11 protein-coding genes are annotated in these 12,146 nt (G+C 65.4%); 6 read left to right on the forward strand and 5 right to left on the reverse strand.

What is annotated here, in order from left to right:
- The first annotated feature begins 7 nt into the window (after nt 1-7).
- Nucleotides 8-523, forward strand: a complete 516-nt coding sequence (locus tag ON00_RS01555; RefSeq protein ID WP_245535517.1) for a GNAT family N-acetyltransferase — start codon at nt 8-10, stop codon at nt 521-523.
- On the opposite strand, the gene ON00_RS01560 is transcribed toward ON00_RS01555, so the two are convergent.
- Genes ON00_RS01560 through purM form a run of 3 tightly spaced genes read right to left on the reverse strand, consistent with a single transcriptional unit; the run spans nt 501 to nt 2,863 of the window.
- Complete coding sequence (locus ON00_RS01560; RefSeq protein WP_154651386.1) at nt 501-1,151, reverse strand: hypothetical protein; 651 nt, start codon at nt 1,149-1,151, stop codon at nt 501-503. The genes ON00_RS01555 and ON00_RS01560 overlap by 23 nt on opposite strands.
- An 8-nt stretch (nt 1,152-1,159) precedes the next feature.
- A complete protein-coding gene (purN, locus tag ON00_RS01565; protein WP_010402735.1) occupies nt 1,160-1,714 on the reverse strand; it encodes a phosphoribosylglycinamide formyltransferase in 555 nt (184 codons plus the stop codon).
- A 39-nt stretch (nt 1,715-1,753) separates the two neighbouring features.
- Entirely contained in the window at nt 1,754-2,863 is a 1,110-nt protein-coding gene (purM, locus tag ON00_RS01570) for a phosphoribosylformylglycinamidine cyclo-ligase (RefSeq protein ID WP_010402736.1), read from the reverse strand.
- A 62-nt stretch (nt 2,864-2,925) separates the two neighbouring features.
- Here purM and ON00_RS01575 point away from each other — a divergent pair, with 62 nt between their 5' ends.
- Genes ON00_RS01575 through ON00_RS01590 form a run of 4 tightly spaced genes read left to right on the forward strand, consistent with a single transcriptional unit; the run spans nt 2,926 to nt 8,512 of the window.
- Complete coding sequence (locus ON00_RS01575) at nt 2,926-4,188, forward strand: hypothetical protein (RefSeq protein ID WP_010402738.1); 1,263 nt, start codon at nt 2,926-2,928, stop codon at nt 4,186-4,188.
- 19 nt (nt 4,189-4,207) lie between these two features.
- Nucleotides 4,208-4,831 (forward strand): HdaA/DnaA family protein, encoded by a 624-nt coding sequence (locus ON00_RS01580; RefSeq protein ID WP_010402739.1) that lies wholly within the window; start codon nt 4,208-4,210, stop codon nt 4,829-4,831.
- Nucleotides 4,828-7,005 carry an RNA degradosome polyphosphate kinase gene (locus tag ON00_RS01585; protein ID WP_010402740.1) on the forward strand — a complete coding sequence of 726 codons (2,178 nt, stop codon included), beginning with the start codon at nt 4,828-4,830 and terminating at the stop codon, nt 7,003-7,005. The genes ON00_RS01580 and ON00_RS01585 overlap by 4 nt, the downstream gene beginning before the upstream one ends.
- A 7-nt stretch (nt 7,006-7,012) precedes the next feature.
- Nucleotides 7,013-8,512 carry a Ppx/GppA family phosphatase gene (locus tag ON00_RS01590; RefSeq protein ID WP_010402741.1) on the forward strand — a complete coding sequence of 500 codons (1,500 nt, stop codon included), beginning with the start codon at nt 7,013-7,015 and terminating at the stop codon, nt 8,510-8,512.
- 21 nt (nt 8,513-8,533) lie between these two features.
- On the opposite strand, the gene ON00_RS01595 is transcribed toward ON00_RS01590, so the two are convergent.
- Both ON00_RS01595 and rnd read right to left on the reverse strand, forming a co-directional pair.
- Nucleotides 8,534-8,872 carry a RebB family R body protein gene (locus ON00_RS01595; RefSeq protein WP_010402742.1) on the reverse strand — a complete coding sequence of 113 codons (339 nt, stop codon included), beginning with the start codon at nt 8,870-8,872 and terminating at the stop codon, nt 8,534-8,536.
- Nucleotides 8,873-8,980: 108 nt separating this feature from the next.
- Nucleotides 8,981-10,168, reverse strand: a complete 1,188-nt coding sequence (gene rnd, locus ON00_RS01600) for a ribonuclease D (protein ID WP_010402743.1) — start codon at nt 10,166-10,168, stop codon at nt 8,981-8,983.
- A gap of 174 nt (nt 10,169-10,342) precedes the next feature.
- Here rnd and aspS point away from each other — a divergent pair, with 174 nt between their 5' ends.
- Nucleotides 10,343-12,145 (forward strand): aspartate--tRNA ligase, encoded by a 1,803-nt coding sequence (gene aspS / locus ON00_RS01605; RefSeq protein WP_010402744.1) that lies wholly within the window; start codon nt 10,343-10,345, stop codon nt 12,143-12,145.
- The last annotated feature ends 1 nt before the right edge of the window (nt 12,146 follow it).

The following is a 12,146-nucleotide window of genomic DNA, read 5'->3' on the forward strand; positions in this document are numbered from 1 at the left end:
GGCAGGGATGGCGGATGCCGACCTGCTGTCGCTCGTCGCCAATGCGACCTTTCTGGATACCTATGCGCCGTCTTTGGAGGGTGCCGATTTGCTTGCGCATTGTCTCAAGAACAATCGCGCTGAGGCTTTTGCGACGTGGCTCGCCGACCCCGCGACCATCGTGACCGTTGCCGAGATCGAGCCGGGCCATGCCCCGCTTGGCTATGCGGTTCTTACCACCCCCCATTTTCCGATCGCGCTGGAGCCGACCGATGTCGAACTCCGCCGCATCTATGCGCTACGCCAGGCGCATGGGACCGGCCTTGGGCCTGCGCTGATGGCGCGCGCGATCGAAGACGCGACCCGGATCGGCGCGCACCGACTGTTGCTCGGCGTGTGGGAGCACAATGTGCGGGCGCGTGCTTTCTACGAACGCCACGGCTTCCGCGTGATCGGCACGCGCGAATTCCAGGTCGGCAGCGAAGTGCATATCGACCCGATCTACGCGCTCGACCTTCCGGTTAGGGTTTCGGCTTCGGCTTGACGCTGGCCCATACGGCATCGAGACGGGCTTGCGCGCCGCCGAGTTCGTGCAGGTGCAAACTTTCCAGCTTGAGCGAACGGCCGAACGGGAAACCGCCCTCCGCCTTCCAGCCAATATCGTATATGCCGCGCGTCTTGCGTGGGGTATCGCCGTCCCAATAAGTGAGCGTGATCAGGACGGGCAGGCGGCCGGTCCTCTTTTCCGCAGCGCCATCGGTCGCTTTGAGCATTTCATGTTCGAACCAGCCGCGCTCGATCGTGTCACCGACGGTGTCCTTGCTGCCGATGCCGAGCTCGCTCGGAAAGGTGACACTCGCGTCGCGAATGGGGTGACGGTCGTCATGCTGGAGCAGCAACGCCGCGCCGTTGGACGTCGGCACCGCGCGGATATCGAAGCGCGAGGAGTCGCGCTGCGCCTTGACAGCGGCGACCTGCTTGTCGGCTTGGTCGGCGCGGTGATCGGACCAATTGAGATACAGGCTGCCACCCGCGATCAGCAATCCGGCGACGGCGATGAATTCGCCAAGGTTGATCCAGCGCCGCCGCGTTGCTGCGGCTTCCGCCTTGGCGACGGCTTCGGTCGCCGCGACCTGGATTGCGGGGTCGTGCTGGGGCGGGGTCTTTGGCATGTCGTCGCTCATCGCGTTACGAACTCCGCTAACATTATGGGGTAAAGACGATGCTCCGCCTTCAGGACGCGCGCGGCGAGCGTATCGGCGGTGTCGCCGGGGAGGATCGGCACTTCGGCTTGGCCGAGCACGTCGCCGCCATCGAGTTCCTCGGTGACGACATGAACCGAGCAGCCCGCCACCGCATCGCCCGCCGCGATCGCGCGGGCATGGGTGTCGAGGCCCTTATATTTGGGCAGCAGCGAGGGGTGGATGTTGATGATCCGCCCGCGCCAGCGCGCGACGAAAGCGTCCGACAGCAAGCGCATATAGCCAGCGAGCGCGATCACTTCGACCCCGGCGGCGCGCAGTGCAGCTTCGATCGCGGCTTCATAATCGGCCTTGGGCATGCCCTTGGGCGATTGGGTGAAGGTGGCGAGACCGCGCTCGCGCGCCCAGGCGATGCCGGCGGCATCGGGCTTATCGGAGGCGACCAAAGTGACGTCATAGCCGCGTGCATGCTCGACCAGCGCCATCATGTTGGAGCCACGGCCCGAGAGCAGGATGCCGACTTTGCGGGTCACGACTCCCCTCCCGCCTGCGGGAGGGGGAGCAGGCACGTGTCACCCATGATTGTGCGTCGCGGTCCAGGCGCTGCGGCCGCCCCAGGTTTCGAGCGAGCCGGTCACGGTGCAACCGCGCACGCCGGCTTCGACCGTGCCGATGGTGAACACGGTCTCGCCCGCTGCGGTCAGCGCGGCGGTGACCGCCGCGACCTGATCGGGCGCGACCGCTGCGACCATGCCGATGCCGCAATTGAAGGTGCGCGCCATTTCCTCGGGCTCGATATTGCCCTGCGCTTGCAGGAACGCCATCAGCCGCGGCTGCGGCCAGGCATCGGCGTCGATCCGCGCGTGCACACCTGCGGGGAGGACGCGCGGCACGTTTTCGAGCAGGCCGCCACCGGTGATGTGGGCGAGGCCCTTGATGCGGCGCTCGGCCAGCAAGGGCAGCAGCGATTTCACGTAAATGCGCGTCGGCGCCATCAGCGCGTCGATCAGCAGCACATCGGCATCGAACAAGGCCGGGCGATCGAGCTTCCAGCCTTTGTCGGCAGCAAGGCGGCGGACCAGCGAGAAGCCGTTGGAATGCACGCCCGACGAGGCGAGGCCGAGCAGCACGTCGCCCGGTGCAATGTCTTGCCCGGTCAGAACACGGTCGCGCTCGACCGCGCCGACGCAGAAGCCCGCGAGATCATAATCGTCGGCGGCGTACATGCCGGGCATTTCGGCGGTCTCGCCACCGATCAGCGCGCAGCCCGCCTGACGGCAGCCTTCGGCGATCGAGGCGATGACGCGCTCGGCCACGGCCGGGTCGATTTTTGCGGTGGCATAATAATCGAGGAAGAAGAGCGGTTCGGCCCCCTGCACGATCAGATCGTTGGCGCACATCGCGACGAGATCGATTCCGACTCCGTCATGCGCATTATGATCGATCGCGAGTTTCAGCTTGGTGCCGACGCCGTCATTGGCGGCGACCAGCAGGGGATCGACAAATCCCGCCGCCTTCAGATCAAAAAAGCCGCCAAAGCCGCCGAGTTCTGCATCCGCGCCCGATCGTCGGGTGGACTTGGCGAGCGGCGCAATCGCCCGGACCAGGGCATTGCCCGCTGCAATCGAGACGCCCGCTTGGGCATAGGTATAGGACGTCGCGTCCGGGTTCGTATCGCTCATGATGCCCGCCTAGCCATATCCTGCTTGGATTTCCACGCCTCCTTCGCCAAAAGGGCGCCGACATGTCGATCCGCCGCTTTTCCCGCCCCCTGCAGTTCGCCGCTGCGCTTGCCCTTGCGGCGACCGGCGGGCTTGTGCTCGCGCAAGTCGATGATCCCGATCAGGGCCTCGCGTCTGCCGACAGTTCGGGCAGCTATGAGGTCAGCGGCATCGCGGTCGACGTCACGGGCAAGACCGCCGAGGCCGCGCGCTATGCGGGCTGGCGGATCGCGCAGCGCAAGGGCTGGGCTATGCTGGCGCAGCGTATGGGGCAGAGCGCCACGGCGCTGTCCGACGGTGCGCTCGACGGGATGGTGTCGGGCATCGTCGTCGAGGACGAGCAGATCGGCCCCAATCGCTATGTGGCGCGGCTCGGCGTGCTGTTCAGCCGCGCCAAGGCCGGGGCGATCCTGGGGATAGCCCCCGAAGCGGCGCGATCGGCCCCGATGCTGACGATTCCGATCGAGATCAGCGGCGGCGTCGCCACCGGTTTCGAACAGAAGACGGCGTGGCAGGACGCCTGGCGGCGCTATCGCACCGGCAACAGTTCGGTCGATTATGTTCGCCCAAGCGGTACTGGCGGCGATGCGCTATTGCTGACGCTTGGCCAGGTCGAACGGCCCGGTCGCGGCTGGTGGCGCGTGGTGCTCGATCAATATGGCGCGAACGACGTGCTCGTCCCTAAGGTCACGCTGCGCCGCGAGTGGCCGGGCGGGCCGATCATCGGCATGTTCGAGGCACGGCACGGCCCGGATAACCGGTTGCTCACGCAATTTTCGCTGCGCGTCGATCGCGGCGACGCGCTACCCGTGCTGCTCGATGCCGGGGTCAAGCGGATCGACGATACCTATCAGGCGGCGCTGCAGGCCGGACTGCTCGGGACCGATCCCGGCCTCGCCTTCGTTGCGCCGACCGCCACGCCGACGCCAACCGACACGCCAAGCGATATTGGTGCCACCGACGCTGCGCTGGGTGCGCAAACGGGGGTGAGCGGCAGTGTCGTCACCATTCAGGTCGACACGCCCAGCGCAGGATCGGTCACCGCGACCGAATCGGCGTTGCAAGCGGTGCCGGGGGTCCGCTCGGCGGTCACCACCAGCCTGGCCATTGGCGGGGTGTCGGTGATGCGCGTCGGCTTCGATGCCGATCCGGCGGTGTTGCGCGCGGCACTGGAGGCGCGCGGCTGGACGGTCGTCGCCAGCGGCGCGACGCTGCGCATCCGGCGGTCGGGACAGCCCTCTGCGGGCGGGCAGGCCGCGCCTCCGGCCGATAACGCGACGGGCTGACGCGATGCAGCCGGCCCAAATGGCGCTGCCGTTCGACTGGCCCGCCGATCCCCGCGATGACGAATTCCTGATTGGCCCTTCCAACGCCCGCGCGGTGCAGCAGCTTGAACGCTGGAGCACCTGGCCGGTGATGGCCGTCGTCGTCACCGGCCCGCGCAAATCGGGCCGCAGCCTGCTCGCCCGGATCTTCGCCGCGAAGACCGGTGGCGGTTTGATCGACGATGCCGAACGCCAGAACGAAACCGCGATTTTCCACGCCTGGAACCGCGCGCAGGAAGAGCGCCGCCCGGTGGTGATCGTCGCCGATGCACCGCCCCCGGAATGGTCGATCAAACTCCCCGATTTGCGCTCGCGTCTGGCCGCAAGCCCGACGATCCGGATCGGCGATCCCGACGAAACGCTGATGCGGGCGCTGTTTGAACGCCAGTTCCTGCGGCGCGGGCTCGACGCGCGGCCCGAGCTGATCCAATGGCTCGTGGTCCGGGTCGAACGCACGCACGTAGCCCTGCTGCGCGCGGTCGATTTGCTCGATCAAGTTGTGCTGGAAAGCCACAAACGCTTGTCGATTCCGCTCGCACGGGCCACATTGGAAGAAGCGGGGTTGATCCCCGGTCGCCCACCCGAATCGATGGAAAACCCATGACCCGACCCGCCCATATCGCGAGCCTGGACCACGATGACGACCCCTTCGCAGGAAGCGAGGGGAGCGATCGCTATTTCAATCGCGAGCTGTCGTGGCTCGCCTTCAACCGGCGCGTGCTGGAGGAAGCATGCAACACGGCGCACCCGTTGCTGGAGCGGCTGCGGTTTCTGTCGATCTCAGGATCGAACCTCGACGAATTCTTCATGGTGCGCGTCGCCGGCCTGAAGGGGCAACAGCTGCAGGACGTCGCCCGCCTGTCGAGCGATGGGCTCACCTCGGGACAGCAATTGGCGGCGATCGTGGCCGAGGCCGATGCGCTGGTGACCAGCCAGCGTGATGTGTGGCGCGACCTGCGCCGTCAGCTCGCCGAGACGGGCATTGCCGTGCTCAGCTCGCGCACGATCGATGAAGCGCTGTCGGCCGAGGATCTGCACTGGCTGGAGACGCAGTTTCGCGAGCAACTGTTCCCGATCCTGACGCCGCAGGCGCTCGATCCGGCGCATCCCTTCCCGTTCATGCCCAATAAGGGGCTGGCGGTGATGTTCGATCTGGTGCGGATTTCGGATGACCAGCCGATCCGAGAATTGGTGATGATTCCGGCACCAATGCCGCGCTTCCTGCGCTTGCCGGGTGAAAAGGCGCGCTATGTCGCGGTCGAATCGCTGGTGAAGCGCTTCGCGCCCTTGGTGTTCCCTGGCTACCGCGTGATCGGCGGTGCGGAATTCCGCGTGCTGCGCGACAGCGATATCGAGATCGAGGAAGAGGCGGAGGATCTCGTCCGCTATTTCGCCAATGCCATCAAGCGCCGCCGCCGTGGCCGCGTGATCCGGCTCGAGCTGGAAAGCGGGATGCCCGAGGGGCTGGGCGCGGTGCTGCGCGACGAGCTTGGCGGATCGGACGCGTTCGTCACCGAAAGCGGTGCCTTCCTTGGCGTCGGCGATTTGGAGGCGATCGTCGATGAGGACCGCCCGGACCTGAAATTCACGCCCTTCTCGCCGCGTTTCCCCGAGCGCATCCGCGAATTTGGCGGGGATTGCTTTGCCGCGATCAGCGCCAAGGACATTGTCGTCCACCACCCGTATGAAACGTTCGACGTGGTGCTGGCCTTCCTGAAACAGGCCGCCGCCGACCCCGATGTGGTCGCGATCAAGCAGACGCTGTACCGCGCCGGCAAGCAGCCCGCCGTCATCAACGCACTGATCGCCGCCGCCGAAGCCGGCAAATCGGTGACTGCCGTCGTCGAGTTGAAGGCACGCTTCGACGAGGAGCAGAATCTGCTCTGGGCCTCCGCGCTGGAGCGCGCCGGGGTGCAAGTCGTCTATGGCTTTATCGATTGGAAGACCCACGCCAAGGTGTCGATGGTCGTCCGCCGCGAAAACGGCCAGTATCGCACCTACTGCCATTTCGGCACCGGCAACTACCATCCGATCACCGCCAAGGTGTATACCGACCTCAGCTTCTTCACCGCCGATCCCCGCCTTGGGCGCGATGCCGCGCAGATGTTCAACTACATCACCGGCTATGTCGAACCCGAGAATATGGCGCTGATCAGCCTTTCGCCGCGCGATTTGCGCCCGCGCCTGATGCGGTTGATCGACGCCGAAATCGCCAATGCGCGGGAGGGCAAGCCCGCCGCGATTTGGGCCAAGATGAATTCGGTGGTCGATCCCGCCGTGATCGAGAAATTGTACGAAGCCTCCAATGCCGGGGTCGAGATCGATTTGATCATCCGCGGCATTTGCTGCCTGAAACCCGGCGTTCCCGGCATGTCCGAGAATATCCGAGTCAAATCGGTGATCGGGCGCTTCCTTGAGCATAGCCGGATCTGGGCGTTCGGCAATGGCAAGGCCTTGCCCAATGATGGCGCGAAGCTGTTCATGTCCTCGGCCGACTGGATGCAGCGCAATTTCGATCGGCGGATCGAATATATGCTGCCGATCGAGAACCGCACCGTCCACAAGCAGATCCTCGACCAGGTGATGGTCGCCAATCTGATCGACAATGAACAGAGCTGGGATTTGCAGTCCGATGGCAGCTACGTTCGCGTCCAGCCGGGCGAGCGGCCGTTCAACCTGCACCGCTATTTCATGACCAATCCATCGCTGTCGGGTCGCGGTGCCTCGCTCGCCGCCAGCGGGTCGGTGCCGAAGCTGTCGCTGCGAAACCGGCGTTAGTCGCCCGATGGCGACGCTTCTGTTCCGTAAGGCGAAACCCGAAGTCACGGGAGAACCGCGCACCGGCATCATCGATATCGGGTCCAACTCGATCCGCCTGGTCGTGTATCAGGGCCCGGAACGCTTGCCCGCGATCCTGTTCAACGAAAAGGTCATGGCTGGCCTCGGTCGTGGCCTTGCCGAAACCGGGACGATCGCCGAATCGGGGCTCGCGGTGGCGAGCGATGCGCTGGCGCGCTTCGCCGCGGTCGCCCGCGAGATGGAGGTGACGCGACTGCGCACCGTCGCCACCGCTGCCGTGCGCGATGCGACCAATGGCAAGGTGCTGCTCGACACCGCGCGCGACCTTGGGCTCGAGGTCGAACTCTTGTCGGGCGAACAGGAAGCGACGGCGGCCGGACACGGTGTCTTGTCGGCGATCCCCGCAGCCGATGGGATCGTCGGCGATCTTGGCGGGGGCAGCCTCGAGCTGATCCGCATCAGCGGCGGCAAGGTGGGCGAACGCGTCTCTTTCCCGCTCGGCGTGCTGCGGCTTGGCGCGCTGCGGGATAAAGGGCAGGGCGCGCTGCAACGGCAGGTAGCGCGCTTGCTTGATGCCGCCGGGTGGACGGGCAAAGGCGCGGGATTGCCGCTGTATCTCGTCGGCGGATCATGGCGCGCGCTGGCGCGACTGGACATGCATCTGGGCAGTTATCCGCTGCCCGTCATCCACGAATATGCGATGTCGGCCGAAGCGGTCGCGCGCATGGGGCGCACGATCAGCCATGTGAACAAGGCGTGGCTCCGCGCGATCCCGGGCCTGTCGGCGGGGCGCGCGGCGACGCTGGGCGATGCGACGGCGTTGCTGGTGGTGCTGCTGAAGCATTTGCAGATCGAGACCACCATCGTTTCGGCGTTCGGCTTGCGTGAAGGGCTACTGTACGGCGCGCTGGATGAGAGCGTGCGCGCGCAGGATCCGCTGATCGTCGCGACGCGTGACGAGGGGCGGCGGCATGGCCGCTTTGCCGAACATGGCGATTTGCTCGACGGCTGGATCGCGCCGTTGTTCACGCGCGACGCGCCGGACCTGGCGCGGCTACGCCTCGCCGCATGCTTGCTCGCCGATGTCGGCTGGCGGGCGAACCCCGAATTTCGCGCCGAACGCGGGGTCGAGATCGCGCTGCACGGCAATTGGGTCGCGATCGACGCGCGGGGCCGCGCGCTGGTGGCGCAGGCGCTTTACACCAGCCTGGGGGGTGGCATCGAAACACCCGAGCCGCTGGGCGTGCTGGCGAGCCCGTCCGAGCTGCGCCATGCGGTGTTGTGGGGGCTGGCGATGCGGCTCGGGCAGCGCATGAGCGGTGGCCTGGCTGGGCCGCTGCAGCGCTCGTCGATTGCCGATGATGGCACGACGCTCACGCTGAGCGTCGCGGCGAGCGATCTCGCTCTGTACAGCGAAACGGTGGAACGCCGCCACAACGCGCTGGCGACCGCCTTGGGGCGCAAGGCCCTGATCCTTGGGCGCTAGCGCATAGCGTTTGCGGACATTTCAGTCCGGCGTGACGCCCGTGCTCGATTGGAGCGCGGTTTCGGCGGCCTGCATCGCGGTTTTGATCGCGGCATCGGCCGCTGCCATCGCGGCCTGGACCGCGCTTTGGGCCTGCTCTAGCGACTTTTGCATCGTGGTGTTTGCGGCCGCCTGGGCCGCCTCCATTGCGGCATAATGCTGCTGCTGCGCCTCGTTCACATTGTGCGCGGCATTCGCCAGCGCCTGAGCGCTCGCCTGATACAGGTTTCTGGCCATCGCCGGAGCGCCCGTCAGAACCTTGACGTTGGCTTGCGTCACAGCATCGGTGATCTGGTCGTTGATAGCGGTTGGAAAGGCCATGAGCGTTCTCCGTCTGCGAGCACGTTTCTTTGTCGAAACTTTGCACGCGCAACCTTGGCCGTCAACGATCGGATAAACGCCAAGAAACGCGGCGGATTTTCTGTCGGTTTACTCGGGATAGACGGGGACATCCTCGGTGCGGGTCATCTTCAACTTGCCCTTCACGACCGCAAAGGCCAGGCGCCCCTCGACCAGATCGAGCGCATCGCGGCCGAACTGGTCAAAGCGCCAGCCCTCCAGGATCGACAGGCCGCTGCGCTGCCCGGCGGCGAGCGCGTCGAGATCGTCGGTGCGGGCGAGCAAACGCGCCGCCACGTCGATTTCCTTGGAGCGGATCTTGAGCAGCAGCTTGAGCAAATCGGCGACCAGCGCGCCATCCTTGCCCATGCCGGGCTTGCGGTCGTCGCGCGAGGGCAGTTCCTCAGGCGACATCGGCTGCGCATGTTCGAGTGCCGCCATCAGGCGCGCGCCGATATCGTTCTGCGCCCAGGTGGCGGAAAGCCCGCGGACCTTGGCGAGATCGGCCTGTTTGCGCGGGGCGTGGCCCGCCAAGTCGGCGATCGTCTCATCCTTGACGATGCGGCCGCGCGGCAAATCCTTGCTACGCGCCTCGATCTCACGCCAGCGTGCGAGCGCCTTCAGGCGGCCGAGCACTTCGGGCTTGCGGCTTGGCACCTTGATCCGGCGCCAGGCTTCCTCGGGGTCGTTGGCGTAATTTTTGGGGTCGCCGAGGCGCTCCATTTCCTGGTCGAGCCACGCGCCACGCCCGGTGCGGCGGAGCCGTTCGAGCATCTTGGGGAAGATCTTGGCGAGATGGGTCACGTCGCCAATCGCATATTCGATCTGCCGCGCATCAAGCGGACGACGGCTCCAGTCGGTGAAGCGCGCGCCCTTGTCGACGGTGATGCCGAGATAGGCATCGACCAGATTGGAATAGCCGACCTGCTCGCCTTGCCCCAGCGCCATCGCGGCGACCTGTGTGTCGAACAGCGGGTGCGGGGTGGTGCCGGTGAGGTTGTAGACGATTTCGAGATCCTGCCCGCCGGCGTGGAAGACCTTCAGCACGTCCTCATTGTTGACCAGCAATTGCAGTAGCGGCGTCATGTCGAGGCCGGGGGCGAGCGGATCGATCGCGGCGGCCTCGTTCACGTCGGCGATCTGGATCAGGCAGAGTTCGGGCCAGAAGGTGTTCTCGCGCATGAACTCGGTATCGACGCAGACGAAGTCGGCTTCGGCCAGTCGGGTGCAGAGATTGGCGAGGGTGGCACTATCGGTGATGAGCGGATGGATATGCATACAGCCCCCCATAGCGAGCGCCGGGCGGGTTGACAAAGGTGGGTGAGGGAGGGAAGCGCAGCGGCTATATTCGCCGTCACCCCGGCGGAGGCCGGGGCCGCTGCGTTGTCAGGCGTTGCGCTTCGATACACAGCGGCCCCGGCCTTCGCCGGGGCGACGAACATGAGAAGATTTATGCACGCCTATCGCACTCATACCTGCGCCCAGCTTCGCGCCGCCGATGTCGGGGCCTCGGTCAAGCTTTCCGGCTGGATCCACCGCAAGCGCGACCACGGAAACCTGCTGTTCGTCGATCTGCGTGATCATTATGGCATCACCCAGATCGTCACCGACAGCGACAGCCCGACGCATGCGGTGCTCGACAAATTGCGGCCCGAGTCGGTCGTTACCATCACCGGCGACGTGGTCGCGCGCTCGCCCGAGACGCTGAACGCAGCGCTGCCCTCGGGCGAGATCGAGCTGCGCGCGCGCGATGTCGTGGTGCAGTCGGCAGCGCAGGAATTGCCGATGCCGGTGTTCGGCGAGAATGAATATCCCGAGGAAATCCGCCTTAAATATCGCTATCTCGATTTGCGGCGCGAGCGGCTGCACGCCAACGTGCTGCTGCGCTCCAACGTCATTTCGTCGCTGCGCCAGCGCATGATCGGCCAGGGCTTCACCGAATTCCAGACGCCGATCCTGACCGCTTCGTCGCCCGAAGGCGCGCGCGATTATCTGGTGCCGAGCCGCGTGCATCCGGGCAAATTCTATGCGCTGCCGCAGGCCCCGCAGATGTTCAAGCAGCTGCTGATGGTGGCGGGCTTCGACCGTTATTTCCAGATCGCGCCGTGCTTCCGCGACGAAGATGCGCGTGCCGACCGTTCGCCAGGTGAATTCTACCAGCTCGATTTCGAGATGAGCTATGTCACCCAGGACGACGTGTTCGCCGCGATCGAGCCGGTGCTGCACGGCGTGTTTGAGGAATTTGCAAACTGGCAGGGCAAGGGCCGCACCGTCTCCCCGCTGCCATTCAAGCGCATTCCCTACCGCGAATCGATGCTGAAATACGGCAATGACAAGCCCGATCTGCGCAACCCGATCGTGATCAGCGACGTGTCCGAGCATTTCAAGGGTTCGGGCTTCGGCCGCTTCGCGTCGATGGTCGAGGCAGGCGATGTCGTCCGCGCGATCCCGGCGCCCGGTACCGCCGAGAAGAGTCGCAAATTCTTCGACGATATGAACAGTTGGGCGCAGTCCGAGGGCTTCCCGGGTCTGGGCTATGCGACGCAGAAGGACGGCGTGTTCGGCGGGCCGATCGCCAACAACCATGGGCAAGAGGGCATGCAGGCGATTGCCGCTGCGCTCGGCATCGGGCCGAATGACGGCATCTTCTTCTCGGCGGGCAAGGCAGCGCAGGCGGCCAAGCTGGCGGGGCTGGCGCGCACGCGCGTTGCCGAGCAGCTCGAGTTGATCGACCAGAAGCGCTTCGAATTCTGCTGGATCGTCGATTTCCCGATGTTCGAATATGATGAGGACGCCAAGAAGGTCGATTTCAGCCACAACCCCTTCTCGATGCCGCAGGGCGAGATGGAAGCGCTGGAGACGAAGGACCCGCTCGACATCCTGGCGTACCAATATGACATCGTCTGCAACGGCATCGAATTGTCGTCGGGCGCGATCCGCAACCATCGCCCCGAGATCATGTACAAGGCGTTCGAGATTGCGGGCTATACCCAGGCCGATGTCGACACCAATTTCGCGGGCATGATCAACGCCTTCAAGTTCGGCGCGCCGCCGCATGGCGGCTCGGCACCGGGTGTCGACCGTATCGTCATGCTGCTGGCCGATGAACCCAACATCCGCGAGGTCATCACCTTCCCGATGACGCAAAAGGCCGAGGATCTGATGATGGGCGCGCCCAATTTCGCCAGCCCCAAGCAGTTGAAGGAACTCAACATCCGCGTGACCGGTGACGGCGCGCGGGCACAAGAGGGCTGAG

The sequence above is a fragment of the Sphingomonas echinoides ATCC 14820 genome, from assembly GCF_000241465.1.
In the GTDB taxonomy this organism is placed as follows: domain Bacteria; phylum Pseudomonadota; class Alphaproteobacteria; order Sphingomonadales; family Sphingomonadaceae; genus Sphingomonas; species Sphingomonas echinoides.